Here is a 26,689-nt window from a genome sequence, read left to right as displayed (position 1 = left end):
CGTTTCCCACTTGCACGGCCGGGGGGTTGTTGCAGAGACTTCCGCGCCTGTGCCAGGTGAAGGGGAGGGATGCCGAAGTGGAGACGAGTCCGGAGGCGCCGCGTGGGTACGAGGCGCTGGTGCATGACACGAGTGTCCTGGATGTGTCCGGAGGCGGCCGGAGCGGGCAAGCCCGGCTGGAGTTCGCGTCCAGCACGCGGCTGCTGGAATTGATGGAGACGCTGAGATACGTGTTCGCTGCCGACCCCGTGCTGGACAGTGTGCTCCTAGTTCCGGATGGGCGCCCCGTCGGCTTTACCGCGCGCGTTCGCTTCGAGCAGCAGGTGCTCGGTACGGATCGGCGCGACGGGAGACCTCCGCTGCGCGGCGGACTGGGCGCTGGGGACCATGGCACACTCCCCGGCGCCCCCACACGGTTCACGGCGTACTGCTACCGGTGCGGGCAGTGTGGACGGGTCACCTACCGGATCGCCGCCGACGAGGCGCCGCCTGCGTGCCCGGTGGCCGGTCACGGCGCGATGCGGATGGCGCGGTGAGCCTGACCGCGGTGGGGGGGCCGCCTACCGGTGCGCTGGGCGGCCGGTTCTTCGTCATCGGTTACGTGCCGGTGTGCGCCTGCTTTCTGTTCGTGCTGCTGCTTGTCTGGGCCGGGGCCCCGGGGGCCGTCCTGGACTGGGGCGCCGCCTGGGGACGTATCGGCGCACTGGGCGCGGGCGGGGCCGTGCTGCTGTTGTTCGCGACGACCGTGGTGGCATTGGCGCTCCACCCGCTCCAACTGCCGTGTGTCAGGCTGCTGGAGGGCTACTGGCCCTCCTGGTGCGGAGTGCTGGCGCGGCGGGGTGTACGACGTCAGGAGCGTAGTCGGCAGCGGCTGATACGTGCTGCGGAACTGCCTGGTGGTGAACCGCCCGGTCCGACAGCCGTTCACCTGGCGGGGCTTGCCGACAGCGCGCTGCGCGCCGGCTTCCCGCAGCAGCCGCACCTGCTGCGCCCCACCCGGCTCGGCAACGCGCTCGCTGCCGCCGAGGACCGATGTGGCGCCCCCTACGGATGGGACGGGCCGACCGCGTGGCCGCGCCTGTACGCGGTCCTCGGCGGCGTGGCCAAGGAGACCGTTGAGGATCGGCGCGACGCACTCGACGCCGCCTGCCGCGTCAGCGTTGTCTCGGCCCTGTGCGCCGCGGCCAGTGTCGTCCTGCTGGTCCGCGCTAGCTGGTGGCTGCTGCTCGCGCTGGCGCCGCTACTGCTGTCTGTTCTGGCGTACCACGCCGCAGTTCACGCCGCGATTGCCTACGGGCAGGCTGTGCGCGTCTGCTTCGACTTGCACCGTTTCGATCTGTATCCCGCGCTGCACTTTCCCCTGCCCGGTGACTCCGAACAGGAGCGCCGGGTGAACACGGAACTGTCGGCGTTCTGGCGGCAGGGCAGGGCGTTGGAAGCGGGTTACGAACATCCTGAACCGGCGCAGGAGCGGTGCTGCTGCCGTCCGCGCCGGGGACAGACGCCCGATGGGGCAGGAGCGGGGGAGACGTAGTGATGCGCGGGGAAGCCGAGGCGCAGGAGATCTTCGGGAGGCGCGGAGCAGATGCTGTCCGATGACCTCGCCGTCGAGGCGTTGGCCGCCTACGAGCAGGCCAGGCTACGACGGGAGCTTCCCGCGGTGGAGCGGGCGCTGGTGCTGGTGAATGCGTTTCGTGAAGACTTAGCGGCGGGGTGTCCGGGACAGCAGGCGGTCGCCGCCTACCTTGCTTCTGCCCTGTTCCTGCTCCGTGCCGAATTGGAGGGCGGCGCGGCGCAGGTCGATCTCGACCACGCGCTGGACGAAGCAGGACTGGCGGTACGGCTGCGTGAACGGGCGGACGCCGATCCCCGTTTGCCCTCGGTCGCGCGGTTACTCGCGCACGCGGCCGAGGTACGGCGGGGCCGCCTCCGGCTCACTGGTGACGCACGCGAACTAGATGGTGCGATCGACGCGGCTCGGGCCGCCGCACGACACCCTGACGCCACAAGGCCGGAATGCGCTGCGATCCTGGCGGATCTGTGCGGCCTTCTCCTTGAGCGGCATCTGCTCACCGGGGCTCTGGTCGACCTTGACGAATCGGTCCGGACCGGTCGTGACGCTGTCGGAGCGGTAGGCATGGAGCGTAGGCCGTACGCGATGGCCTGCAACAACCTGGCCCTTGCGCTGCGCAATCGGTACGAACGCCAGGGGAACCGGGCCGACCTGGACAAGGCCGTCGTTCACGCGCGCAACGGAGCGGAGGCCGCCGCGGACGGATTTCTGCGCGCGGCATGCCTGAGCACGCTGATCGGTGCGCTGGTCCTGCAGTACGACTGCCAGGGCGATCCGCACACTCTTGACGAGTCCATCGCAGCAGGGCGAGCGGCACTCGCCATCATGGGCTTGCCCTCACCCGCTGAGATCGTCGATTCGGACGGCGCCGACGGTCCGGAACCGCCGGTGCACGGTGCTCCCGGTGCTGTGCCCGTGCTGCTCAACCTGGCCATTGCGCTACGCCACCGGCACGAACGCTCCGGTGACATCGGTGATCTCGATGAATCCGTCGCCGCTGTCCGAGGGGCCCTCAGTGTCTCGCCCCCACGCGGCGCTGATCACCCGGGCTGCCTAGATCAGATGGCTAGTGCGCTGCAAATCCGCTATCAGATGACAGGCGATGCGGAGGACTTGAATGAGGCGGTCGACGCAGGCTGGAAGGCGCTCCGGCGCTGTTCCGCCCGACATCCGTCGCGTCTGCTGATTCTCAACAACCACGCCCGTGCTCTGCGACTGCGGTTCGAGCGCGAGGGCGACGCTGCGGACCTGAACGAGGCGATCGCCGCTGTCCGTCAAGGTTTGCGCGCCGGGACTTCCGAGGACATAGGACACGCCCTGCTTCTGGTGCAGTTGAGCACTCTGGCTTTGCTGCGCAACTGGCTCGTCGCCGACCCTGTCGACCTCGACACGGCGGTCACCGCCGCAGCCGAGGCCGTGATGGCCATCACTCCAGGCGATCCCCATCAGGGCATGTACCTGAACAGCCTGGGCGTCGCCCATCAGGAGCGGTTCGCTAAGCGCGGGGACCCCGCCGACCTAGACGCAGCCGTGCAGCTCGGTCGGAGGGCTGTACACGCCACCCCGCGCCATCATCCGCTGCATCCAACGTGCCAGCAAAACCTGGGCAATACCCTCGTTACTCGCTGGGTCTGGCGACTGGAGCACGGCGACGACAGCGGATCGAGCCGGCGCACCGGGGAGCCGCTCCAGGGTGAAGCAGTCGATCTAGCCGATCTGGAGGACGCCATCGCAGCCCACCGTGCGGCCCTGGACACGTCGGCGGCCGCAACCGATCGGACGATGTGCTTGGCCAATCTGGGCACGGCGCTGAGCTGGCGGTACCACCAGGCGGGCATCGCCCGCGACGCACGGGAGGCAGAGGCTCTCCTGCGGGAGGCGGTGCACGCCAGCCCGGTCGGCAGCTCTGTGTTTGGTCGTCACTTGTTGGCGTTCGCCGCGCTGTTGAGCGCGCGTCACCAGCGCACCGGTGATCGAGGCAGCGCGGCCGAGGCCATCGCCGTGTGGCAACGGGCAGCGAAGCTGCCAAGCGCCGCGGCGGCCGACCGGATCGCGGCGGCCACCTCGTGGGGCGAGCTGGCGATACGGCTGGAAGACTGGGCGCAGGTCATGGAAGGCATGGCCACGGCCGTGGACCTTCTGCCATTGCTCGCCTGGCGTGGCCTGGACCGCGCACAACGCGAACGGCTGCTTGCCGACTGCGCCGGACTAGCCCAGGACGCCGCCGCGGCCGCGCTCTCTGCAGGTCGGCCGGAGCAGGCAGTCGAACTCCTCGAACGCGGAAGGTCCGTACTGTGGTCGCAGTTGCTCGAGCAGACCACCGAACTCGACGCCCTGCGCGCCGCGGTGCCTGCGCTGGCAGCCCGCCTGGACCAGGTCCGCTCCGTGCTGGACGCACCGGACGGCGCGGGAGCTGCCGCCCTGCCGGCCGCGGTTCCCCTCACCGGCGCCTCCGAGGCCGGCACGCCCCTACCGGCCGTCGCGGTGCGCCCCGTCTGGCTGGAGCGTCACGACGCCGCAGACCGCCGCATGGCACCGGCCCACGAGTGGGATGAACTGATCGAAGAAGTGCGCAGCCTGCCCGGCTTCGAGAACTTCCTGCGTCGGCCTCGTTTGCGCGAACTGCAGTCGGCGCTGCCCGGACCGGTGGTCCTGGTCAACGTGAGCGCTCTGCGCTGCGATGCCCTGATCGTGACGGGCGACGCGGTGCGCGTGGTGCCGCTGCCCGGCCTGACAGCCCGCGACACGCACACGCGCGTGATCCGGTTCCTCACCGCGCTCGACGAGGCCGACCGCGCTGTGGGCGCCGTCGGCACGGCCGCACGCATGGTCCGTGAGCAAACTCTCCTGGACATACTGGAGTGGCTGTGGGAAGCGGTCGCCGCCCCGGTGCTAGAGGCGCTGCACCTCACCTCCTCAGTATCCTCGGGCGGTCCCTGGACGCGGCTGTGGTGGTGCCCCACCGGTCCGCTCACTCTGCTGCCCCTCCATGCGGCAGGTCGCCCCGCGGATCCAGGCTCGGATCGGCCCCGTCGCGGGGATAGCGTCCTGGACCGCGTCGTCAGCTCCTACACCCCGACGCTGCGCAGCCTGGCGCACGCGCCCACCCGGGCCGGCGGCCGACGCCGGGGCCGCAGCGCGGGTGGAGACGGACTGCTTGCCGTCGCCGTCGCCGAAGCGCCCAGGCTGCCCGTCCTTCATGGCGTACGCCGCGAAGCCGAAGCTGTGACACGGCTCTTCCCCGGCCAGTTCCACACACTGCTTGACGGACCGAACGCCACCCGTGACGCCGTTCGCGCCGCGCTCGCCGAGCACGCCTGGGCACACATCGCCTGCCACGGCAGCCAGGACCTCATGGCTCCCTCCCGTGCCGGACTTCATCTGCACGACGGCCCGCTGACGGTAGCCGAGCTTGCTACCGCCCGGCCCGGGGAGCCTGGAGAACTCGTCTACCTGTCCGCCTGCGAGACGGCCATGGGAGGAACCCGCCTCCCTGATGAGGCGATCACACTCGCCCACGCCCTTCAGTTCACCGGCTACCGGCAGGTGGTCGCCACCTTGTGGAGCGTCGAGGACGCCGTGGCGATACAGGCGGCCGAGGACTTCTACACTCGCATAGCCCGCCCCGCCGGCCCGGACCCAACGCTGGCTGCTGAGGCCCTCCACCACTCGGTCCGCACTTTGCGTGCGCAGATGCCCCACGCCCCCGGCCGGTGGGCCTCGTACGTGCACGTGGGCGCGTGAACCCGCGCTCGGTCGGACCACTCGTGAACGGCCCGTTCCCTCCGCGAGCAACTCCGAGTCGTTATCGGTCGTCAGTCATGCGCGACCACGTCGTCTACGAGCAAGGTCCTCACCGGGGACGGCAGCGCGGACTACGACCGGCAGGTGGCCCGGTTCGCCCGGGAGGCCGCGGTCACCGATGGCTTGTCCCATCCCCGGATCGTCACCGTGCACGACTTCGGCGCCGCGACGTGCCACGGACGGCCGTACGCCTACCTGGTGATGAGCTGCTCCCAGGCAAGTCCCTCAGCGCTGTTCTGGAAGCCGGCCAGATGCCGTTGCCGACTGCCCTGTACACGGGGGCTTGCGCCGCCGACGCCCTGGACGCCGCGCATGAGGCGGGCCTCACCCACCGGGACATCAAGCCCTCCCACATCATGGTCCGGAACAACGGTGAAGCGACAGTCGTCGACTCCGGCATCACCAAGGGAAGCGACGCCGGGCACGACATCACTGCCACCGACGCCCTGATCGGCACCCCGGCCTACATGGCGCCCGAAGCGCTGTCCGGCACTTTCGATCACCGATCCGACCTGTACTCGCTCGGATGTGTGCTCTTCGAGGCGATCACCGGCCGCCGACCCTTCATCGGTACGTCCTGGCACCTGACCAACCAGCACCTCAAGGAACCGCCAGCCCTTCCGCGGACCCTGCGCCCGGATGCTCCTGTGGAGCTGGAACAGTTGGTCAGCCGGCTCTTGGCCAAGGATCCCGCCCACCGACCGGACAGCGCCGATGAGGTCTACGACCTCATCGAAGAGATCAACGACCGCTACTTCGGTGACACCCCGCCGCCCAGCCGCGGGGCGGGTATCACCCCGGAGGTCTGGCTCTCCTTGAGCGGAGCCACCGGCGGCGCGGCCATCCCCATGCGCTTGACCGCCCCTGAGAACCGTCGGCCTGGTCGTCGTCGACGCCCCAGGATCGTCCGCCGGCTGGGGGCTGCCTCTGGTCCCTTTTACAGCGGGGCCGGCAGGCTCATCGGACACCGGATGAAGGCCTGGCGCATCGGCATGAAGTTCAGCCGAGGCTTCGGACGCGGAACCGACTTCGTATGGAAGGCGAGCCGCAAGTTCGGCCTCCACAGCCATAGAATCAAGGCGATGTCTCGCTGGAAGTTCATCCACTACCACCGGCGCGGTCCCGGTGGAATCGGCAATCACCGACCTTGGCAGGGCAAGGGGTAGAAGCGCCTCACTCGGTCAGCAGCACGGACGCCCCGCGCAGTCCGCTAATCATCGTGGACGATGACCAGTGGGTGTACGTCTACTCCACCGCGGAAGGCCTCGCACACGACGTCGAGCCGGCCTTTGCGGACGACATCGTGGACGCCTTCGACGGATCAGCACGCCCGCTGCTGATCACATGGGCGGAGGACTCTGCCCATGTAGTCGTCGCTGACGTGACGCCCCATCTGCGACAACTGACAAGAGCACGTGGACTCCTTTTTCCGCGCATGGACGACAAACGCTCCTCCGTCGCATACAGCAACGGCGGAAGAGTACGTCCGGAGCGTGCTTGAGGCATACGCCTTGAGGAACGATTTGCTCGCAAGAACAAGCGGCGTCGGAAGGACGAGTAAGCAGACACAGCCTGATAGGTGAAACGGCGGGGCTCTCCGGACGCGCAGTCGCTCCGGAGAGCCCCGCCATCTCCTTATGCGGGCTCACCTACGCACTTGGCGCGGAGGTGCAGCAAAAACACGGCAGTTCCCAGAGCAGCACCTGCACCTGCACCGTCGACAGCGGTACGTCGTGCCCGCCTCGCGGGCCGGCCTGTGTCAGACGGCGAGGCCGTTGCTGCCGTCGGCTCGGGTGCGCCCGCAAGGTGGCGGGGTCGCGAACATCGATGATGAGGCGGTTTTCGCCGCGATCGTCTATGTGCTGGTCAGCGGTTGTGCTTGGCGGGCGTTGCCGCCGTGCTTCGGGGCGTCGAAGGCGACCGTTCACCGCCGGTTCGTCATCTGGTCGAGAGCCGGGGTCTGGGGGCGGCTGCATCAGAAGGTTCTCCAGCTCCTGGACGAGCGGGACTTGATCGATCTGTCCCGGGCGGTCCTGGACTCCGCGCACGTCCGCGCTAAAAAAAGGGGGCGAACTCACAGGTCCGAGCCCCGTGGACCGGGGCAGGCCCGGTTCCAGGATGCATGTCCTGTCCGACGCGGACGGACTGCCCCTACGCGTCGGGCTCTCCGCGGCCGACACCCACGACAGCCAGGCCCTGCGGGTCACTGGCGGCCACTGTGGGCGCTTCTCCGGTCTGAGGCTCGGCCGCTCCCCGGCAGGGCTGCGGGGCGGTGGCGTGTCCTCCACGCCACCGCCCGCGATCCTGTGTGCGGCTCGGGTCAGCTGGTGAAGTAGAAGTAGTTCCAGGCGCCGTAGGTCGTGGCGTTCACGTAGTCGCCCGAGGAGGGGTCGATGTACGACGTGCGCACGCGGGCCCGGACGCCGGAGGTTCCGGGGTGGCCGAGGTTGACGACGCACCTGCCGCCGGCGCCGAGGGAGAAGTACTCGGAGTCCGTGGTGTACCACTGGCCGCCGGAGTAGACCTGCAGGTCCAGGCGCTCCTTGCGGCCCCAGTAGTAGGTCATCGTGGTGGTCAGGACGGCGTCGGTGTTCTTGTGGTAGTAGCGGTAGCGGGTCGATCCGATCGTGCCGGTGCGGTAGTACTTGGAGAGTGAGCTGACGGTCTGCACGCGTGCATAAGCGGTGGACTTGACGGTCCGGCCGGCGTAGCGGGCGTCGCCCTTGAAGACGGCGGTCACAGCGGTGTCGCGGGACAGGTTGACGGTGGCCGAGAGGTTGCCGTGCGAGTCGGTCTTGCCGGTCTTCAGGAGCTTGTTCGGTCGGTCGCCGCCGTAGGGGTCGGCCCAGATCTCCACCGTGCGGTTGCTGTAGGTGGTGCCGAGGTGGGCGGTGAAGACGACGTTCTTGCCGTAGTCGTACGACTTCTTGTCGTTGGTGAGCGTCAGGTCGGGCATGGTGCGGGACACGGTGACGCTGTCGGAGGCGGACACCGCGGTGTGCGCGGCATCGCCGGCGTAGGTCACGGTGTAGCGCACCGAGCTGCCGGCCGGAGGCGCGTCGGTGAAGGACCATGCGCCGTTCGCGCCCAGCGTCTTGGCGCCGAGCGAGGTGCCCGACGGGGACAGCAGGTCGGTGCGCACGACGTTCAGCCGCGTTCCGGCGGGCAGCTTCTGACCCGACGTCAGAGTGCCTTTGACGGTCAGTGTCTTGCCGCGCGTGCCGGTGGCCGGAGCGTCGACCGTGAGTTTGGTGACGTACTTGCGCGGCTCCGTCACGGTCTGCAACTGCTGGGAGCCGTAGGTCTCGGTCAGCACGAACAGCTTCGCGCCGTCCGACGACCAGGCCGTCGAGTGCCCGCCCCACGGCATCCATGAACCGGAGAGGTTGCGGACGCTGGCCGGGGCGTCGGCCCCGCCGGGGAAGACGTAGGTGTCGCCCGTGTTCGCGGTGTCGAGCGTGGTCGCGGCGACCGTGCCGTCCGGTGCGACGCTGACGGTCTCCGGCTCGTCGTTGACAGGGTAGGTGTGTACCTTCTTGAGGTCGGAGAGCCGGAATTCGTCGACCGCGCTGCTGCCGGCCACGACGATCGACTGTGCGTCCGGGGCGAGCGCACCGTCGTGGTAGAAGCCGCCCTCGTCCGCGGCTACGCGGATGACCGGGGTGCCGGAGGAGATGTCGTAGACGATGATCGGACCGCTGCTGATGCCGGGGTCCAAGGCGACCAGGGTTGTCGGGTTCGCCGGGTCGGCGAACAGCCTCGGCGTGGTGCCGAAGTCGTGGTCGCCGGCGAGGTCGAGGGTCACCGCGGCCGGGGTCGTGCTGAGGTCGACCCGGCCGAGCCCGGAGTTCCACTGGTCGCCGTAGCCGAACCACAGCCGGCCCTCGGTGAGTGCGATCCAGCGCGGCTGCGTCCCCTGGCCGGTCGGGTACTCGGCGGTCTTGGTCAGCGTCGCGGTGTCGTAGGCGAGGATCTTGTCCGCGCCGGTGACCGCGGCGTACAGGGTGCCGCCGTCCGGGCTCAGTTGGAGATCGGATACCTGAGGCAGGCCAGTGATCTTGCTCAGCGCCTCGCCGTTGTAGCCGACGACGGAGATCGTGTTGTCGCCGCTGATGTAGAGGCGCTGGTGGGCGCCGTCGACGACGGTGTCGTTCACGGTGCCGACGTTGATCGGCACGCTGGTGTCGGCTGCCGCCGGCTGGGCGGCCGTCAGCGCGACGGAACCGAACAGAGCTGCCGTCGCGACGGCAGCCGGAAGTGTGCGGATGCGCACGGTGATTGAAACCCCCAAGGTCCTGCAGCCGCTGTGCGCGGCCCGTGTCGGTCCTGTGACCGGTGAGTGAAGGGTAGGGCAGGGGTCGGACATGCGGAGCGGCGCCCCTGACTCCGCGCAGCGCGCCAACCCGGCCTCCACCGCGAGCCGTCGGCGTAGGGCAGATGCTCGGTGCCCAGGTGGAGAAGGCGGTGGGCGAGACACGGGTGTGGCCTGCGGCTAGGCGCGCGTGCCTCGCGGCACCGCTCGTGGGCGGACTGCCGCTCACGAGCGGCGGCGATCTGGGGACGGGGTCGGGGGGAAGCGGCTGCCCCCTCCGGCGCGGCTCGTACAGACCGCCGCCCGCCATCGCGACCTCGCCGCGCAGAATCCGTTCGTCGACGCGGCCGTGGCTAACCCACTTGGCCGGGGGCCAGGTCGGCGTTCGCCGCGAACATCGGAGCGAGGGAACGGTGCGGCTATGGGAGCGGATCGAGACGGTGACGGTGCTGTCCGCGTCGAGGGGGCCGGCCGGGACCGGAGACCTTCATCCTGCGCGTCGACGGCGTCAGGCAGCGCCTGCGCCGCCCGCGCCTTGGCGGCCTGCCGCCGTCGAGGCTCCGACGGGCCCGGCAGGGACTCCTGGCGCCCTGAACCGGCCCCTGAACCGGCCCCTGACCCGGCCGACCGCTCGACGGCCACCGGGGCTGGGCGAAGCAATGACTCTGCCCCCGTATGGTGCGACCGGCATCGTTCTCATCGTCGACACTCCGATGATCAGTCACTCATCAGCGGCGTCCGGGTTGCCTCCCTGGCCGAATCGCTGGTGCCAGTGCAGGGCGCCCAGGTTCTGCCACAGCACACCGAGCTCGATCTGGGCCGGAGTGAGCCCGGTCGCCTCAACCAGCTAATCCTCGCTCATGCCGGCAGGGTGCTCGTCCATCGCGCGACGGATCTCGCCCGCCCATAGCTCAGCGTCAATGAAGGTCGCTGCCGGTACTGGCCTTGCACGTCCACAGATGCTCGCGAGAGCAGCCGACGATCATTCGGCGGCCATCGAGTCTCGATTCGTGGGCGTGGATCACGGAGGAGTCCCGCACGACGGCATACAACTCGGAGCCGTGGTCGATCACGGCCCCGCACTGGTCACACAGCTCGGGCTGAGCCTCGTCCTCGCCGACTGCGTCCGGCTCGCCGTCCGTCACCCTTCCTGTCTACCGCTCCGCAGCGGCTACCGCGTCCTGAGGCCCGAAATTCCGGCACCCGGCGCCCTCGCAGCGCGAGGGCCAGACGTGCTCTCGCTCATGCAGCAGGACAGCGGAAGAGGGACTGGGGCAGGGGGCAGGCCATGCCTCCAGGGTTCAGACTTGCGAAAACCACCCGGATCACCCGGGTGGCTTTCGTGCTGCATCGGCCTCCTGCGGCGGTAGGGCGGCTACGGGGTGCAGTAGCGGTCGTGGAGGGGGCAGGGCGGCCCGTCGGTGGTCTCCAGCCGTACATCGCCGCCTACAGCGTGCCAGGCATCGGTGCTGTTGATCGGGCCTGGCCCGGCGGTCGCCCGGATGCGGCGGAGAAGGGGCGAGTAGATCGAGGGTGGATCGCAGGGCGAGGCGACGGCCGCCGCGTAGGCGGCGCGTTCCGCGGGTGTCCAGTCCGACTTGGGCTGCAGCAGGTCGTAGTCGGGGACGAGGCGGTTGACGACGCGATCCCACCAGTGGGGATTGAAGCCGGTGAGCAGGATGCTGGCCGGCATGCCTGGGCGGTACAGGCAGATGCCGCCCCTCCCTCTGCGGTAGCGGAGGCCAGGCACGCCGATAACCCAGTCTTGGGGACTCGAGAATTCGTCGTAGTCGTTCAGCCGGGGGAGGAGGAACTCCGCCCAGCGGTGGGTCACATATGGCTCAGCGGCGAGCCGGAGGACAAGCTGGTCCTCATCTGGCCGGACCTGGACGATGCCCAGAGGGTGCTCGCAGACACCGCCGATCGTGCAGCAGGCGAGGAAGACCGCGGCCTCCAGCATCGCCTGTTCCGGGCGGCGGGCTGAGGGGACGGGAAGCGGCTGGCCGTCGTCTTCGAGGAGTGCGCTGAGGGCTTGGTGAGATTCGCCGGTACAGCGGCGGCGGTCTTCGGTGAGGGCCAGGGTGGCCTGAGGAGGCATGGCTGCTTTTCCGCGCCGGACCGGCCCCCGGCGGTGAGCGCATTGTTGAGATGGTGCTGACGGTGTCGTGCGTGGGTGATGCTTCTGGCCGGTCCTCGGCGAAGGAGCTGCGGGGGCTTCTTCCATCGCGCGGCCGGGCGTTCACGCTGCCCGCGCTGATGACATCCGTTACACGGCCGAGGAGCAAGGAGGCGCGGCGGCTGACGCTTCGATCGGGTGAAGCAGTCAACGCCGTCACCACCTGGCCTGCCCGGCCCGACGGACGCGGACAGGCGTCGTCCCTCCCGTGGGGAGGCTGGGAGGGACGACGCCTGTCCGCACCACGACAGCACGGCCTTGTCCGTCCGCTGCTGCCGGTGTCGTTGCGTGGGCGGAAGCGGCTGGACGACCGCACCGTGCTCAATGGGATCGTGTGGAAGTTCCGGACCGGCACGGCCTGGCGGGATGTGCCGGAGCGGTACGGCTCGTGGCACACGCTGTACACCCGCTTTCGCCGGTGAGACCTGGACGGCACGTTCGACCGGATGCTCCGGGCCGCACAGGCCCGGGCGGACGCCGCCGGGAAGATCGACTGGCTGGTGTCGGTCGACTCCACCGTCGTGCGCGCCCACCAGCATGCCGCCGGAGCCCGAAAAGGGGGGTCCGCAGCCCTGCACTCGGACGTTCCCGAGGCGGTCTGACCACCAAGATCCACCTGGTCCGTGATGCCTTCGGGCGTCCGCTCGCTCTCGTCCTCACGGGCGGTCACGCCAACGACTGCACCCAGTTCATCACGGTGACGGAGGCGATCCTGGTGCCCCGCACGGGCCCGGGACGTCCCCGGGTACAGCCCACCCATGTGCTGGGCGACAAGGGCTACAGCTCCCGCGCGATACGGACCTGGCTGCGACGCCGCGGCATCAGCCACATCATCCCCGAGCGGGCCGACCAGGTCCGCAACCGGCTCCGGCGCGGCAGCCGCGGCGGACGCCCGCCGGACTGTTCGAGGACTGCGAGGACGCCGTGCAGGGAGCCGTCCTCGCCGCTGCCGTCCCGGCCGGCCGAGGGCATCCCGCACCACCCGCGCGGCTGGCTGGCGACGGTCGCCTCCCGCCGGCTCATCGACCAGATCCGCATCGACTGCGCCCGCCGCGCACGGGAGGCGGGCCCCGCCGCACAGGCCGCGCCCGCCGACGTGCCGGACACCGACGACACGCTCGTCCTACTGTTCCTGTGCTGCCATCCGACGCTGACTGCGGCCTCCCAGACCGCCCTGACGCTCCGCGCGGTCGGCGGCCTGACCACCGCCGAGATCGCCCGCGCGTTCCTGGTGCCGGAGGCCACGGTGGCGGCCAGGATCAGCCGGGCCAAACAGCGCGTCAAGGCCGCCGCCAGCACCTTTACCCTGCCGGACGGCGCGGAACTCGCGAAGCGGCTGCGGGTCGTCCTGCACGTGCTCTACCTGATCTTCAACGAGGGTTACACCGCCTCCTCGGGCAGCCGCCTGCACCGCGCCGACCTCGCACACGAGGCGATGGTCACCCTCAACCGGGCGATCGCGCTCGCTGAGACCGACGGCCCTCACGCCGGGCTCACCCTGCTGTCCGCGCTGGACGGCGACGACCGCATGGCCGGGCACCACAGGCTGCTGTCCGTCCAGGCGCATCTGCTGGAGAAGACCGGCGACGCGGCGGGGGCGTACGAGCACTACCGGCGCGCCGCGAAGTCCACCGCCAGCCTCGCCGAGCGCCGCCACCTGGAGGCACGGGCCGGCCGCGTGGCGCGCCCCGCACCGCAGGCGTCGTGACCGGGACAGCGCTGAGGCCGCCGCCGCTGAGATGCGAGCCGGCGCCGGCCTCTCGCCGCGCACTGCCGTCCCTGATGCGAGGCGGCTTCTTGGCGGGTCAGGGCAGGTAGTGGACCGTCACCGGTGCGGTGTTGTCGGTCTGGTTCGGGTCGGTGGCGGGGTCCGAGGTCACAGTGATGCTGCCGCGGGCGCCGTTCACCCGCCGGTCGATGCGCACCCCCAGCTCCGTGCCGATCTCCGTCGGTCCCGGGCACAGGACGGAGCCGTCCCCCGACGGACTCGCGGAGCAGTAGCGGACGTCGCCCTCCTGCCAGCCGGGGCCGTGCTCGACCAGGGTGAGGCCGGGCGGAAGGACCACGCGCAGCGCGGTGTTGCCGCCGGCGACCCAGTCCTCGCCTTTCGGATACGGGACGGGGACGAAGACGACCCGGCCGACCCTGCCCGTGACGGTGATGCCGACGGCCTTCACGTCGTGGACGTGCGTCGTCGTGAAGGGCACGCCCCCGCTGGAGGCGACGTCGACGCGCAGCGCGTCGCCCCGGGCCTTGAACGCGCGGCCGTCGACCGGCCGCAGCCGCAGCGTGCCGCCGGCGCCGCGCGGGGCGGACGCGGGGACGGCGGCCAGCGGGGGCACGTCGGTGAGGCGGTACACGCTGTAGCGCAGGGCCCCGTTCTGCGCGTCGGCGCATGCGCCGGCAAGCAGGGGAGCGTCCGTCTCGAAGGCCGCTCCAGCGGGCAGCGGGCCAGGGAAGTCGCACTGCGCCGTGGACTGGTGGGCGACGGTGGCGTAGCGGCAGTTGCGGTACCGCAGGGCGAAAGCGGCGCTCTCGGCGCTCAGGACCACGCTGACGCCGGCTTCGACGCCGACGTCCCCGCTGTTGCCGAAGGCCGGGGTGATCTCCATCGGACCGCCGGGGCGCACACCGGTGAGTTCCGGGTAGTCCTCACGTGCCGTCAGGATCGGGGTGCCGACGACCACGCGGGTGACGTGCCGGACGGCGGGCATGCCCGGGGCGCTCACGGTGGTGGTGACCGTACCGGCGGGACCCCGGAACGCGCGGGATCCGGCCAGCGGAAAGAACGGGCTGAACAGCCACCGCGTGCCGGCGAACGGCCTGCACCGCACCACGAGGTCCGTGCGGACGCATCCCCACTGCTTGTTCACCTCGCCGAGCCGCACGAGACCGGCCAGACCGGACAGATCGAACGTCAGCTCGGGGCGGATCGCCGGACCTTCGGGAGATGCGGACGACGCCACGTCGACCCTCCACTCGGGGGTGGACAGCGGCCGCTCGTAGGTGATGTGACCTGGCAGGTAGTAGACGTTCGGCGCGGACAGGAGAGCGAGCCGGGGCGGGCCCGCCGAGCCGTGCGGCCCGGCCCCGGCCGGGCTTCCGTGCGCCGGACTCGTGCGAACGGCGCCCGCAGGGCTCCCCTGGTGCCCGTGACGGTCGCCGCTCGCCCCGAATGACACCGCCGCCAGCACGACGGCCGCGACACCCACCGCGACCAGGCGCCGCCACGGCCAGGTCCCCGTATCCCGCCAGCGTCGGCCCATACGACGTCAGACAACCGTCATCGAGGAACGGTTGCACGGCGGACCTAGGGCGGCGACCGCGGAGCCTCGGCCGCGGAGCACGCACCGGCCCCCAGTCTGGAGGGCAGGTTCCCACTGCTCGTGCCTCGGGGGCCGGTGACGGGGATCGGCTACCCCCACGCTTGTCCGATATGCGGCATCTCCTCCCGACGGCCGGAACCGTCACCGCTCGCGCACCCGGCGCAGGGCGGGCATGAGGGTGGGGCCCAGCCGTCATGGGCCGGGCCCCACCCTCATGCCGCGCCTCAAGCAACAGGTCAGGTCCGGGTGCACGCCGGTGAGGGTGCGGGCTCCGCCCAGGTGGTACTTCAGGCCGGTGACGGTCTCGTCGAAGACCAGCACGGTGCCGTGCTGGGTGCACAGTTGGCGCAGCCGGGCGAAGAACGCCCGGTCGGGCGGGGTGAAGCGGACCGGCTCCAGGATGAACGCCGCGAGGTTCTGACCGTGTTCGGCGAAGAGCCGCTCGATGGCCGCGGTGTCGTTGCAGGGGAAGTCGAGGGTGCGGGTGGCGGGCTCGGGATGGGCGCCGCCGCGGGCGGCGGTGGTGCCGATGAACCAGTCGCCGGTGGAGAAGAGCGGATGGTCGGCGCACTTGGCCACCCGGGTGCGGCCGGTGGCGTAGCGGGCGAGTTTGGGGCGCCGTCGACGCTGGAGATCCCGTTCTCCTGTGAGGCGTCGCTGTCGTTGTCGCTGAAGCGGTTGGCCCGGGAGTTGATCAGCTCGCGAGTGCGGTCCATGCACGCGTCCACTCAGCGGGGCCGCCGTCGCCCTGCCACGTCCGCGACTGCTCGTTGATCGTCGTCATACGGCCATCCTTCGCTGGATTGTTGTGAACTCGAACCCCTAGCGGACACGTGGTTCTCGGAGACAAGCGGGCCGACGCGGAGGGCGACAAGCTCCTCGGCCCGGCTGGTGAGAAGTTCCTCGTGGATGCGCTGGGTGATGACCTTGGCGCGTTGGACTCGCGCTGGCTGCTGGAGCATGCTTCGGCGCGCACGGTGGCGGAGACGAGTCTGCGGGGGGTGCCTCTATGTTTTTCGTCAAGCGTCTGGGCAGCCTCTGCCGGGGTTCGATCTTCTCTGTGGGGCGTGAGACGTTCTGGTGGTGCCAGAGATGACGAGTGGGTTGGAGGCGGCCTTGGCTGAGGCGTCGTCTCCTTCGTGGACCCGGCGTGTTCGTGCCGGGCGTGACCTTGCTTCCTTCGTTGATGTTTCGGAGGCTGCGGAAGCGTTGGTGGGGCTGCTACTGGACGTCGAGGACACGGCGGTGACCCGGCAAACGGCAGAGGCTTTGACCCGGGTGGGGACGGTGGCCGCCATAAGGCTTATCGCTCTCGCGGTTGCCGAGGCTGACGACAACCAGGCCGATTGGCTGCAGACCGGGGTGCATGATGTGCTCGTGGGACCGGGCGGTGTGCCGGACGTCGCAGCGGCCTGCGGGAAGCTCGCCCGGGACCCGGAAGAAGCTGTCCGTCGGGGGGCCGCAGATATCTCGGCACGGGCAGACAACCCAAGGTGTTGATCTGCGTCAGCCCCCTGTGGGCTGGTTCATGCAGCCGTCGCCTGGGGGACGCGGGGTTCGTAGAAGGTGCCGTCGCGGAGCATGGCGAACAGGACGCTGATGCGTTGGCGGGCGAGGCGGAGGAGGGCTTGGGTGTGGGTCTTTCCGCGGGCGCGTTGTCTGTCGTAGTAGGTGCGGGAGGCGGCATCGGCGTTCATGCAGGCGAAGGCGGAGAGGAACATGGCGCGTTTGAGCTGCCGGGTTCCGCCTCGGGGTGCGTGTCCGCCGTGGATCGAGGGCCCCGACGATTTCGTGGTGGGCGCGAGGCCGGCGTAGTAGGCGAGGTGGACGGCGCTGGGAAAGCCGGCGCCGTCGCCGAAGACGGCCAGGAGGACTGCGGCGGTCCTGACTCCGACTCCGGGCATCGAGGTCAGGACCTGGTGAAGAGGGTGGGCCTCCAGCAGGGTGCCGGTCTGGGTTTCCAGTGCCCGGCGCTGGTCGTGGACCGCGGCGAGCGAGGCGGCCAGGGACGGGATCACGATGTTCGGGGGCGCCGGTTCCCGGCACCACGACGGTCTGCTCGTCCAGGGCTTCGAAGACCTCGTCGATCAGCCGTGCGGCCATGCGCGGTGCTTTCGGGCGGATCAGTTCGACGAGTCTGCGGCGGCCTGCTTTCCGCGGTGCGGCCGGGGATCCACAGCGCTCGAGGAGCCAGGTGACGGCTGGGTGGTCGAGCCGGGGCCCGAGCACGCGTTCCAGCGAGGGGTGGAGCTGGGTGAGCAGGCCGCGTAGGCGGTTGCCGGTGCGGGTCGCCTCGGCGGCGAGGTCCTGGTCGAAGCCGGTCAGCACCGTGAGCTCGGCGGTGATCTCGTCGGTCAGCTCCAGCGAACGCAGAGTGTGGGGCATCGTCCGGGCGGCGTCCGCGATCACCGCGGCGTCCTTCGCGTCGGTCTTCGCCTCGCCCGGATACAGATCGGCGATCCGCCGCATCGCCAGCCCGGGCAGGTAGGCGACCTGGCAGCCGGTGTCGCGGGCGACGGTCAGCGGCAGAGCCCCGATCGAGGCGGGCTGGTCCACGATCACCTGCACGGCGCCGAACTTGGCCTTGAGCTTGTCGAAGACGGCCCGCAGCCTCGGCTCGCTGTCGGGCATCGCCTTGTCGAAGACCTTCTTCCCGGCCGGCGTGAGCCCGTGACCGTGATGGGCGCTCTTGCCGACGTCCATCCCGAGGAAGACGCCTGCGCTTCGATGTCGACCATCGCACCCTTTCCAGGTCTTTGAACGTGCCGGCCATGGCGGTGGCACCGTACTCGCGCATCCACGTCATGCAGACCTGCCGCCCGCGAACTGCCCGGCATTGCGCCGGACCAGGCGGTGGCCGGGTCTCTCATCAGCGTCTCCGACAGCACCCCACGGACCCGGCGACACCACCCCCCCAGGTCATCCGTTCGACAGAGGGGACACAGTCATACCGGACCCGGAGACCAGCGGTCCCATTGCAAGGACCGCGAAAAACATAACGGGGGGAGGTCGGGATGTAAGTGCGTCGGGTCGTAGGGGCTAGAGCGCGTCAGGAGACGTACACGGTCGTGGACGGCGACGGGCGGGTCGTCGAGGCAGTGGATGACTACCTCGCGCTGTGCACCGACCGGGAGCACTCGCCGAACACGCTGCGGGCGCGCGCCTTCGGCTTGAAGACGCGGCTGGTCTTCCTGCATCTTCTGGGCGCCTCGATCCGCTGGAACGCGGCGGCGGAACGGTGACCGTCGCCGGCGTCGCCGCCCGGGCCGGGGTCTCCTGGCCTTTCTCTACAACGCTGCCCAGGCGCCATTGCTTGTAAGGCTGCGCAGCCTTCCCGACAAGTAGCCCTCCACGGGGCGACCCGCTCTGCCCGAACAGCAGCGAATCACCACCAGGTCACACGAGACAGTGGTCAGAGCACTGCGAGACGCCAACCGCAAACCGCACGACGAGAACGAACGCCTTCGCAACGAACTTGTAGTGGCCCTCGGCCAGCTCCGAGATCTCCGCCGAGGCGTCCAAGTTCCACACGGCTAATGTCCGGTCTCGGGGTATGGCCCGGCATCGGCGAACCGGCGGATCCGGTCCTGTTCGGCGGTCTCGTCGGAGGCGTCGAAGTGCCGCACCTGGTTCCACCAGCGATCACGGTCATAGCCCTCGCAGTGGTTGAACTGGTGGGCCGTACTGCGTAGCCGCTGCCACTCGCGCACGATCGCGGCCCGCTGCCACGTCTCTGGCCGCTCCACTGCGAGCAGGGTGAGCAGGAGCCCGGCCGAGTCGCAGACCAGGATGAGCAGAGACCGCATCGCGAAGGACGTCTCACCAGTCTCGCCGACCTCTTCGTACACCTGCCCCAACTGGACGTTGAGGAACGTCTCCAGGGCGTGAACGTCCCCAGGCCTGAGGTCTTCCGCGTAGATGAGGGTGCGGTCGGACGGCGGGGTGGTCATGCGGGCGGGTCCTCCCATTCGCGCGGTGCCAGCCGAACCAGCACCGGTGACACTCAGCAACTCTACGACAGGTGACTGATGCTGTGAGCCACACAAAAAACCAGCTCATCATGCCTGCTGAGTGCAAGAGATCCAGATAGCGGCCTGCTCATCACTCCGAAAATCCATCGGCACGAGGCGGACCGCAGCCAGCGCCGGCACCCGCCCGGCGATGTCGACCGCCTGCCCGCCCGGCGCCCCCGCCAGCCCCTGCCCCGCCCCGGATCTGCGACGGCCGCGTGCCGTCGGATTCCGCGTCTTGATCGACCCCGCTTGTTCGCGCGGCGGGCGTCCAGAGACGATGGTGCGCATGCCGTCGAGCAGTGAGGGGTCCGACCGGGCCCCGGTGGTGGTCAGATCCGAGCGGGAAGGGCCGCTGTGGGTGATCGCCCTGCGCGGTGACTTCGACCCGGAGTTCATCGACCTGGTGGAGGAGGCGACGACTGTCGCGCTGGTCGCCTTCGACGGGCCGCTCGTGTTCGATCTGCGGGAGGTCGGCTTCTGCGACTCCTCGCTCCTGAACCACCTGATACGCACCAAGAACCGGCGCCCCCTCGCACTCGTCGGCGCCAACGGCTCCGTGCGGCGGCTGCTGATCGTCACCGGCCTCGACCCGCACCTTCCGTGCCATCCGGATCTGGACGCCGCCTGCGACGCCCTGGTCCCCGGACCGCTCCCCTGCGAGCAAGCGTGAGCGGCTCGGGCGGCGACCGGAGTGGTCCGGTACGAAACGGGCAGCAGAAGACTGGATGTGCGAGCGCGAGAGGGGTTCATGTTCACGGCCCGGTCTGATGCCTGTGCGCCCGCCGACGCCCGGCGTCTGGCGGTGGACTACCTGCGCGCACACTGTCCCGCCGCGGATCTCGAAGCGGTCCAGATCGTCCTGAGCGAGCTGGTGACCAACGCCGTCCGGCACACGGCCACCGGCATCTGGTCCCTCGCTCTCCTGGTCGCCGACGGCACGCTCACCCTGGAAGTCCGCGACGAGAGCCCGCACGTGCCGCGGCCCCGCAACACGCCTCCCCTGGACGGGCACGGCGGCCTGGGCATGGGCATCGTCGACCGCCTCGCCGACGATCTGGCCCTGCGCGTGACCGAGACCGGCAAGACGATCACCGCCCGCTGGAAACTGACCCGCTGACTCACTAGCGGACCCGCTGCCCCCCGGTGCGCTGACCCCCTGGCCCGCGGCCTAAGCAACCCCGCCCACGACACCGCCCGCGGCCACAGCGCCCCGCCCGCGGCCACAGCGCGCTGCCCCCCGCCCCCGCCCACTGCCCAGCGCGCGGCCGAGGCGGTCCCCGCGGCCCGCCCCACGCGACGGATTGTCCGCCGGAGGCGTTGACGGCGATCACGGCGGGCGGTACACAACAGAAGCCCCCGCGCGAGAGCGCTCTCAGACGAGGTGGGCGAGGCACAGCCAGACACCGTCAGCTCCACAGGACACCCACGGTTCAGGAGACGCCATGTCAAGCGCCACCCTCGTGTCAGGGCGCCGGCCCGCCGGGCGCCGGTCCCGGTTCCCCCTCCTCATCGCCCTGACGACCGCCCTGCTGGCGGCCTTCGTCGTCGCGCTCGGCCAGCCGTCCGCCCACGCGGCCGGCAACCCCACCGGCAGCGCGTTCTGGGGCGACACCAGCACCATTCCGGCCGCGCGCAACGCGATCGAGGTGAAGATCCTCAACCGCACCGACGGGGCGTACCCGGACAGCAAGGTCTACTGGAGCTTCAACGGCCAGACGCACTCCCTCGCGGACCAGCAGTACCTGGACATGCCGGCCAACTCCTCCGGGCGGATGTACTTCTACGTCGGCTCGCCGAACGGCCAGTACTCCGACTTCATCGAGTTCACCGTCGGCGGCGGCGTCTTCAACGGCAACACGACCCGGGTGGACGCCTGGGGTCTGCCGATCGCGATGCGGCTGCACGCCAAGGACGGCTACGACGTCCAGGTGGGCGACACGCAGAAGCTGTTCGACGAGTCGCGCAACCAGGTCTTCACGGACTTCGCCAATGCGGTGCCCCAGCCGTTCCAGACGCTGGCCAAGTCCCAGGCGCCGTACCGGATCATCGCGCCCGGCAGTTCCCCGAGCTTCCAGCCGGGCGGCGCCAACGCCGGCTACTTCACGTCCTACGCCAAGTCGGCCGGGGTCAACGAGACGACGCAGCACATCTTCCAGTGCGCCGGGTCGCTGGCGAACAACGCGACGACGTGCGCGGCGCTCAACCGGCACGTCGCCACGCTGCCGCCCGCGCAGCAGTCCGACCCGAGCCGGTACTACAAGGCCGCGCCCGCGAACTACTACGCGAAGTTCTGGCACGACAACGGCATCGACAACCGTGCCTACGGCTTCCCCTACGACGACGTGAACGGCCAGTCCTCGTTCGTCTCGCACGCCAACCCCCAGTGGCTGGAGGTCGCGGTCGGCTTCTGACCGGGCGCCTGGAGCAGGGACGAGTCGGCGAACTCCAGGCGGCGCAGGTCGACCACGACCTCCGCGTCAGCGATCTCGAGGTCTTCGAGGAGCGCCCGGCGGAGCGGCTGGGCGTCGTGCCAGTCGACGCTGCCGGCGATATGGACGGCGCAGTCGCCGTCCATATGACAGATCACCAGCGAGTAGCCGTCTCCGTCGAATTGCCGGGAACCGGGCGCCCCGGGGTGGCGGCAGGGGGGCGGGGTCCGCGTGCCAGGGCGTTCATCAGGCTGGACGTCCTTGCGAAGGATCGCCGGATCGGGCGGTGCGGCCCGCCGCGTCCGTGTCCTATGCGACGCACTCGGCGACGCTGCCTCCCTGCTCGTGAGCGGCCCCGGCGCTTCAGGCCCGCGGCCCGCGTGTTCGCGACTCTCCGAGGTGGGTTGCACCCGCGGAGTGAAATGCGGGACTGTGACCGGAGGACATCCGGTCGCTATGGCAGGAAGGTGGTGAGGTGCGCGTCGTGCGTGCCTCCGTTCGTGACTGTTCCTCGCGGCTCTTCCGCCCGTCCCCCCGACGCCCAACTCAGGGTCGGCGCCACGTGGACTGAGGCCCCCTGTCCCGTGCTGGTCGTCGACCGGCACGGCGGTCTCGTCCGCGTCAACGAGGCCGGCCAAGAGCTCCTGCCCGAGGCCGCCGACGGCGACTGGCTGCACGAGCGGGTGCCGTCCTGGCTCTCCGACGCCCACCAGCGCATCAGCGACGGGCTGCGCCACGCCTCCGGCGGTCCGCTGAGCGGACCCGTCAACGATCGCCTCTTCGAGGCCCACCCCACCCTGGGAAGCGACGGCAATGTGGTGTGGTGGCTGGTCGACGAAACCGACCGGCGCCTGGCCGAGACGGCGCTGAAGGACGCGCAGACGCGGTCCGAGATCCTCGCCGAGGTCTCCAACGCACTGCTGTCCACGCTCAACGTGCCGCGCAGTATGGAGGTGGCCGCTTCCATGGCCGCGGAGCACCTTGCCGAAGCAGCCGTCCTCGTCGCACCGGCCCAGGGGCGGCGCCATGCGCTGACCTACGTGCGCCGGGGCGGCCCCGTCACCCAGGTCACCCGCCAGATCGACGTCTCCGCCGTGCCGGGCCTGGCCGAGGCCCTCCAGGGCTTCCCGCCGGTGCCCACCCGCTGGATCAACCCCGACGACATCCACGACTGGGTGATCCCGGAGGGGTTCGCCGGACCGGTCGGCTCCGTGATCGTCGCACCGCTGCTCGGCCACGGCGTGCCCGCCGGAGCGCTGATCCTGCTGCGCTCCCTCACCGAGCAGGCATTCACCGAGGGCGAGGAGATCTTCGCCCGCCTCTTCGCCGCCCGCGCCGGCGCCGCGCTCTCCGCGGCTCGCATGTACAGCGAGCAGGTCGGCATCACCGCCACGCTGATGCGCGAACTGCTGCCCCCGAGGCTCGGCAACGTGCACGGCGTGGAGTACGCGGGCGGTTATCGCGCCGCCGGGGACCAGGAACGGGTCGGAGGGGACTTCTACGACGTCCACCCCGGCTCCGACCCCTCCCAGGAGACCCTCGTCGTCCTCGGGGACGTCGCCGGCAAGGGCTTGGACGCCGCAGTGCTCACCGGCAAGATCCGCGACACGCTGCACGCCCTGCTGCCGCTGGCCGAAGACCACGAACGGGTGCTCGACCTGCTCAACGGCGCCCTGCTCAACTCCCGCCACACCCGCTTCGCCACCCTGGTGCTCGCCTCGATGCGCCGCCGGGAAGGGCGGGTGGAGGTACGGCTGACCAGCGCCGGACACCTGCCGCCGCTGATCGTCCGCACGGACGGCACGGTGGAGGAGGTCCCCACGCACGGCACCCTCGTCGGCGCCCTGCCGACCGTCGCGGTGCGGACGGTCCGCACGGTGCTCGCGCCCGGCGAGACGTGCCTGCTCTACACCGACGGCATCACCGAAGCGCGCGGCGGCCCGCTGGGCGACGAGCTGTTCGGCGAGCGCCGCCTGCGCCGGGCGCTCTCCGAGTGCGCGGGCCTGCCCGCGGAGGCGGTCGTGGAGCGGGTGCAGATGCTCGCCGCCCAGTGGCTGGGAACGGGCCGCCACGACGACATGGCCGCCGTCGCCTTCAGCGCCCCCAGGAAGGATCCGCTGAAGGCGGTCGACGGGCGCACGAGCGGCCGGAACAGCAGGAGGAGCACGTGAGACACCCCACCGCGACGGCCGACCTGGCGGATCGGCTGTGGCAGGCAGTGGCCGACGGCGACGAGTACCGCGCCGTCGACGTCGTCCACCAGGCACTCGCCGAGGGCGTCGACGAAGAGGGCCTGCTGCTCGAGGTGATCGCGGCGGTGCAGGAGAGGGTCGGCGCCGAGTGGGCCGCCGACCGCATCACCGTCGCGCAGGAGCACGCCGCCACCGCGATCAACGAGCGGGTCGTCGCCTCGCTCGCCCACCGCCGGCCGCCCGGCCAGCGCCGCGCCCCCGTACGCGGGCGGGTCACGGTCGGCTGCATCGACGGAGAGTGGCACGCCTTCCCCGCCCGGCTCGTCGCCGAGGTGCTCCGCCTGCGCCACTGGCGGGTCGACTACCTCGGCGCCCAGGCCCCCACCTGGCACCTGGTCGCCCATCTGCACCAGACCGACCCGGACGCCGTCCTGCTGTCCGGCTCGATCCCCACTCACCTGCCGTCCGCCCACGCCGCGATCACCGCCTGCCAGGCCGTCGGCGTCCCCGTCCTGGTCGGCGGCCGCGCCTTCGGGCCCGACGGCCGCTACGCCAGGGCTCTGGGCGCCGACCGCTGGGCGGCCGACGCCCGCAGTGCGGCCGCCGTGCTCGAAGCGGGCGTGCCCCGGCCCCGCCAGGCGGGCATCCGGCAGGCCACGGACGACCTGCCGCACCTGGCCGACCAGGAGTACACGATGGTCGTCCAGTCCCGCTCCCAACTGCTCAAGCAGACCCTGGTCGACCTGGAGGCGGCCTTTCCCGCCCTGCGCGGGTACAGCGACGACGCACGCGAGCGCACCGTGGAAGACCTCGCCCACGTCGTCGACTTCCTCGGCGTCTCCCTCTACGTCGACGACTCCGAGCTGTTCACCGCGTTCCTCGTCTGGACCGCGGACATCTCGGAGGCCCGCAAGGTCCCCTTCCGCTCCCTGGCGGCCGTCTTGGAGATCCTGGCCGGCCAGCTCCGCGACTTCCCGCGTACGGTGCACCTGCTCCGCGAGGGCGCCGCAGCCCTGTGCGACCGCCCGACCCGTCCTGTCTCCGGCCCCGACACCCGAGCATGACCAGCCTGCGACCGTCTGAGTTCACCCTCTGCATCTTTCCCGAGCCCGCCAAGCTGACCGTGCGGGTGGCCGGCGAACTCGACTACGACACCGGCGACGACCTGGTCCGCGTGGTCGTCGAGCACCTGGGCGGACAGGAGCGCGTCCGCGACGTGCACCTGGACTTCCGCGACCTGACCTGGATCGACTCCGCGGGCCTGTCGGCCCTGCTGATGATCCACCGCCGGTCCGGCGGCGCCGGTGCGACGCTGCACCTGGACAACCGGCCCGAGGTCCTGGACCGCCTGCTCCACGTGACGAAGGTGCTGGACCACCTCACCGCCCCGGCCGTTCTCGGCGACGGCGCGACGGAGGCGGGCGTCACCTGAAGGCGCCGGCGGAGAACCGGTCGGGAACGCGTGCGGTGAAGTCGGCATACGGGGGTACCGGCAGGGCAGTCCGTCATGGGTCGGCACGGGAGGGTGACGGTGGGTGCGGTGAGTCAGTTGCGTCAGCTCAGGGCGTTGTACGGGGGTGGAGTGGTCGCCTGGACCCTGTGCCTGGTGCTGACCATGGTCCGAGGCGACGGCTCGGCACGGCAGACGGTGGTGCTGCTCGGCCTGCTCGCCGTCTTCCTGGTCCTGCTGCTGTGGTCGACCTGGTGCATATGGGAGATGGAGGCCGGACGGGCCGGACCGGGGCGTGCGGCGCCCGCCGTACGCCGCTGAGAGCCGTACGTCGCTGAGCACCGTACGTCGCTGACGGGCGCAGCACGCCCGCACGCCGCTGAGGGCCCCTCAGCGGCTCGGCTTCGGCGTACCCGAAAGACTTTCAGCGGCCGTCCTGGTCAGCGGGCGAAGAGCGCGCGCACCGTCTTGCCGCGCGTGTGCCGCAGGACGTGGTACGCCTCGGTCAGTTCTCCGACCAGCATCATGCCGAGTCCGCCCGAGCCGTGCGCCAGGTCCGGCACCCGGGCCCGGGGCAGGGTCAGGCAGTCGTCGTCCACGTCCAGGACGAGCCGGCCGACGTGGGTGTGCAGGCGCAGCCGCCACCAGCCGGTGGCGTGCCGCAGGGCGTTGGTGCACAGTTCGGACGTCACCAGCTCCACGTGCCCGGAGGAGACGCGCGGGCAGCACACCGCCGCGTACTCGCGTGCGGCCCGCCGGGCGGATCCGATGGACGTCCGGTCGCTGTCGACGCACAGCACCGCCGGGGACTCGCCGAGCGCCGCCGGCCACGCCTCGTCTCCGACGCCCCGCAGACACGCCGGACACCCGTCCACGTCGATCGTGCCGCCCCCTGGGCCCGCTGCGGCCGGGCCCGTCTCATAGGCCCTCATGCCCGTCCCTCTCCGCCTGCCGCGTCCGCTTCGAACCGGGCGAGCACGCCGGTGAGCCTCATCAGCTCGGAGAGCTGCGGCTGTAAGGGCCCGATGAGCCGCACGCGCAACCGGTCGGCCATCCGCAGCATGAGGTTCAGCAGGGTGGAGTCGGCGAACCGGACGCCGGACACGTCCAGATCGACGGACTCCGCGCGCGAGGCGAGTTCCAGCACCAGTTCGACGTCGAGTTCCGACGCGACGTCGAACTCTCCGCGCAGACCGATCATCAGACCCCTGCCGTCGTCGACCCAGGTGACGTCGACCGCGCAGTGGCCTTCCGACGTCTTTTGCTCGTCACATCCACTCATCGGTTCCACAGTGACCGCGCCAAAGGCCGCGCGGGGCCGCCATGCCCCTATGGAGGACCACGGAAACATGTGATCGATGAGCGGCGTGGGCCTGTGCGCTCTGGTCGTGCAGCGGTCACTGGGCGGGTCATC

24 protein-coding genes and 4 pseudogenes are annotated in these 26,689 nt (G+C 70.5%); 17 read left to right on the top strand and 11 right to left on the bottom strand.

The annotated features are described in order from the left end of the window. The first annotated feature begins 77 nt into the window (after positions 1-77). From ABZ861_RS24625 to ABZ861_RS24600, 6 genes and pseudogenes are all read left to right on the top strand, one after another. Entirely contained in the window at positions 78-536 is a 459-nt protein-coding gene (locus tag ABZ861_RS24625; protein WP_361633793.1) for a hypothetical protein, read from the top strand. Beyond that, positions 533-1,534, top strand: a complete 1,002-nt coding sequence (locus tag ABZ861_RS24620) for a hypothetical protein (protein ID WP_361633791.1) — start codon at positions 533-535, stop codon at positions 1,532-1,534. The genes ABZ861_RS24625 and ABZ861_RS24620 overlap by 4 nt, the downstream gene beginning before the upstream one ends. A gap of 51 nt (positions 1,535-1,585) precedes the next feature. Then, a complete protein-coding gene (locus ABZ861_RS24615) occupies positions 1,586-5,317 on the top strand; it encodes a CHAT domain-containing protein (protein ID WP_361633788.1) in 3,732 nt (1,243 codons plus the stop codon). Positions 5,318-5,628: 311 nt separating this feature from the next. Continuing rightward, positions 5,629-6,543 carry a serine/threonine-protein kinase gene (locus tag ABZ861_RS24610; protein ID WP_361633785.1) on the top strand — a complete coding sequence of 305 codons (915 nt, stop codon included), beginning with the start codon at positions 5,629-5,631 and terminating at the stop codon, positions 6,541-6,543. A 53-nt stretch (positions 6,544-6,596) separates the two neighbouring features. Beyond that, the gene (locus ABZ861_RS24605) at positions 6,597-6,878 is read left to right on the top strand and encodes a hypothetical protein (RefSeq protein ID WP_361633782.1); all 282 of its coding nucleotides are present in this window, start codon (positions 6,597-6,599) and stop codon (positions 6,876-6,878) included. Between the two features lie 208 nt (positions 6,879-7,086). After that, positions 7,087-7,567: pseudogene (locus ABZ861_RS24600) on the top strand (IS5 family transposase); the annotation flags it as partial. A gap of 130 nt (positions 7,568-7,697) precedes the next feature. On the opposite strand, the gene ABZ861_RS24595 reads toward ABZ861_RS24600, so the two are convergent. The 3 genes from ABZ861_RS24595 to ABZ861_RS24585 all read right to left on the bottom strand — a co-directional run bounded on the left by ABZ861_RS24595 (position 7,698) and on the right by ABZ861_RS24585 (position 11,787). Further along, on the bottom strand, positions 7,698-9,650 hold the full coding sequence (locus ABZ861_RS24595; protein WP_361633780.1) for an Ig-like domain repeat protein: 1,953 nt from the start codon (positions 9,648-9,650) through the stop codon (positions 7,698-7,700). A gap of 956 nt (positions 9,651-10,606) precedes the next feature. Next, entirely contained in the window at positions 10,607-10,834 is a 228-nt protein-coding gene (locus ABZ861_RS24590) for a hypothetical protein (RefSeq protein WP_361633777.1), read from the bottom strand. 230 nt (positions 10,835-11,064) lie between these two features. Continuing rightward, positions 11,065-11,787 carry a hypothetical protein gene (locus ABZ861_RS24585; protein ID WP_361633775.1) on the bottom strand — a complete coding sequence of 241 codons (723 nt, stop codon included), beginning with the start codon at positions 11,785-11,787 and terminating at the stop codon, positions 11,065-11,067. Between the two features lie 347 nt (positions 11,788-12,134). On the opposite strand from ABZ861_RS24585, the pseudogene ABZ861_RS24580 reads away from it, so the two are divergent. Together ABZ861_RS24580 and ABZ861_RS24575 are read left to right on the top strand one after the other, a co-directional pair. Beyond that, positions 12,135-12,763: pseudogene (locus ABZ861_RS24580) on the top strand (IS5 family transposase); the annotation flags it as partial. After that, a pseudogene (locus tag ABZ861_RS24575) lies at positions 12,763-13,573 on the top strand (sigma factor-like helix-turn-helix DNA-binding protein); the annotation flags it as partial. The pseudogenes ABZ861_RS24580 and ABZ861_RS24575, both read left to right, overlap by 1 nt. A 97-nt stretch (positions 13,574-13,670) precedes the next feature. On the opposite strand, the gene ABZ861_RS24570 reads toward ABZ861_RS24575, so the two are convergent. Beyond that, positions 13,671-15,077: a hypothetical protein gene (locus ABZ861_RS24570; protein ID WP_361633773.1), complete on the bottom strand. Its 1,407-nt coding sequence runs from the start codon at positions 15,075-15,077 to the stop codon at positions 13,671-13,673. Positions 15,078-15,383: 306 nt separating this feature from the next. After that, positions 15,384-15,770 carry an aminotransferase class III-fold pyridoxal phosphate-dependent enzyme gene (locus ABZ861_RS24565; RefSeq protein ID WP_361633770.1) on the bottom strand — a complete coding sequence of 129 codons (387 nt, stop codon included), beginning with the start codon at positions 15,768-15,770 and terminating at the stop codon, positions 15,384-15,386. Between the two features lie 513 nt (positions 15,771-16,283). Between ABZ861_RS24565 and ABZ861_RS24560 the strand changes: the two genes are divergently transcribed. After that, a complete protein-coding gene (locus ABZ861_RS24560; RefSeq protein ID WP_361633944.1) occupies positions 16,284-16,691 on the top strand; it encodes a hypothetical protein in 408 nt (135 codons plus the stop codon). Between the two features lie 26 nt (positions 16,692-16,717). Here the strand turns inward: ABZ861_RS24560 and ABZ861_RS24555 are convergent. Continuing rightward, positions 16,718-17,894: pseudogene (locus ABZ861_RS24555) on the bottom strand (IS110 family transposase). Positions 17,895-18,259: 365 nt separating this feature from the next. Between ABZ861_RS24555 and ABZ861_RS24550 the strand changes: the two are divergent. Beyond that, entirely contained in the window at positions 18,260-18,433 is a 174-nt protein-coding gene (locus ABZ861_RS24550; protein ID WP_361633768.1) for a hypothetical protein, read from the top strand. Between the two features lie 291 nt (positions 18,434-18,724). On the opposite strand, the gene ABZ861_RS24545 is transcribed toward ABZ861_RS24550, so the two are convergent. Together ABZ861_RS24545 and ABZ861_RS24540 are read right to left on the bottom strand one after the other, a co-directional pair. Next, positions 18,725-19,141, bottom strand: coding sequence for a hypothetical protein (locus tag ABZ861_RS24545; protein WP_361633766.1), 417 nt, complete (start codon positions 19,139-19,141; stop codon positions 18,725-18,727). A 108-nt stretch (positions 19,142-19,249) separates the two neighbouring features. Then, complete coding sequence (locus ABZ861_RS24540) at positions 19,250-19,492, bottom strand: hypothetical protein (RefSeq protein WP_361633763.1); 243 nt, start codon at positions 19,490-19,492, stop codon at positions 19,250-19,252. Here ABZ861_RS24540 and ABZ861_RS24535 point away from each other — a divergent pair. The 3 genes from ABZ861_RS24535 (at position 19,491) to ABZ861_RS24525 (ending at position 21,615) form a co-directional block, all read left to right on the top strand. After that, positions 19,491-19,874 carry an STAS domain-containing protein gene (locus tag ABZ861_RS24535; RefSeq protein ID WP_361633760.1) on the top strand — a complete coding sequence of 128 codons (384 nt, stop codon included), beginning with the start codon at positions 19,491-19,493 and terminating at the stop codon, positions 19,872-19,874. The genes ABZ861_RS24540 and ABZ861_RS24535 overlap by 2 nt on opposite strands. Positions 19,875-19,952: 78 nt before the next feature. Beyond that, entirely contained in the window at positions 19,953-20,321 is a 369-nt protein-coding gene (locus ABZ861_RS24530) for an ATP-binding protein (protein ID WP_361633757.1), read from the top strand. Between the two features lie 325 nt (positions 20,322-20,646). Beyond that, on the top strand, positions 20,647-21,615 hold the full coding sequence (locus tag ABZ861_RS24525; protein WP_361633754.1) for a glycoside hydrolase family 64 protein: 969 nt from the start codon (positions 20,647-20,649) through the stop codon (positions 21,613-21,615). Here the strand turns inward: ABZ861_RS24525 and ABZ861_RS24520 are convergent. After that, entirely contained in the window at positions 21,537-21,779 is a 243-nt protein-coding gene (locus ABZ861_RS24520; RefSeq protein ID WP_361633752.1) for an STAS domain-containing protein, read from the bottom strand. The two genes, ABZ861_RS24525 and ABZ861_RS24520, sit on opposite strands and share 79 nt — an antisense overlap. A 438-nt stretch (positions 21,780-22,217) precedes the next feature. Between ABZ861_RS24520 and ABZ861_RS24515 the strand changes: the two genes are divergently transcribed. The 4 genes from ABZ861_RS24515 to ABZ861_RS24500 all read left to right on the top strand — a co-directional run bounded on the left by ABZ861_RS24515 (position 22,218) and on the right by ABZ861_RS24500 (position 25,596). Continuing rightward, entirely contained in the window at positions 22,218-23,804 is a 1,587-nt protein-coding gene (locus tag ABZ861_RS24515) for a PP2C family protein-serine/threonine phosphatase (protein WP_361633749.1), read from the top strand. Beyond that, on the top strand, positions 23,801-24,889 hold the full coding sequence (locus ABZ861_RS24510; RefSeq protein ID WP_361633746.1) for a cobalamin-dependent protein: 1,089 nt from the start codon (positions 23,801-23,803) through the stop codon (positions 24,887-24,889). The genes ABZ861_RS24515 and ABZ861_RS24510 overlap by 4 nt, the downstream gene beginning before the upstream one ends. Further along, positions 24,886-25,257 (top strand): STAS domain-containing protein, encoded by a 372-nt coding sequence (locus tag ABZ861_RS24505; RefSeq protein ID WP_361633743.1) that lies wholly within the window; start codon positions 24,886-24,888, stop codon positions 25,255-25,257. Before ABZ861_RS24510 ends, ABZ861_RS24505 begins: the two co-directional genes overlap by 4 nt. A gap of 108 nt (positions 25,258-25,365) precedes the next feature. Then, positions 25,366-25,596 (top strand): hypothetical protein, encoded by a 231-nt coding sequence (locus ABZ861_RS24500; protein WP_361633740.1) that lies wholly within the window; start codon positions 25,366-25,368, stop codon positions 25,594-25,596. 119 nt (positions 25,597-25,715) lie between these two features. On the opposite strand, the gene ABZ861_RS24495 is transcribed toward ABZ861_RS24500, so the two are convergent. Beyond that, positions 25,716-26,207, bottom strand: a complete 492-nt coding sequence (locus ABZ861_RS24495; RefSeq protein ID WP_361633737.1) for an ATP-binding protein — start codon at positions 26,205-26,207, stop codon at positions 25,716-25,718. Then, positions 26,204-26,557 carry an STAS domain-containing protein gene (locus ABZ861_RS24490; RefSeq protein WP_361633734.1) on the bottom strand — a complete coding sequence of 118 codons (354 nt, stop codon included), beginning with the start codon at positions 26,555-26,557 and terminating at the stop codon, positions 26,204-26,206. The genes ABZ861_RS24495 and ABZ861_RS24490 overlap by 4 nt, the downstream gene beginning before the upstream one ends. Positions 26,558-26,689 lie beyond the last annotated feature (132 nt).

It is taken from the genome of Streptomyces sp. NPDC046985, from assembly GCF_040644415.1.
GTDB lineage: Bacteria > Actinomycetota > Actinomycetes > Streptomycetales > Streptomycetaceae > Streptomyces.
This window is presented reverse-complemented; position numbering and strand designations above follow the sequence as displayed.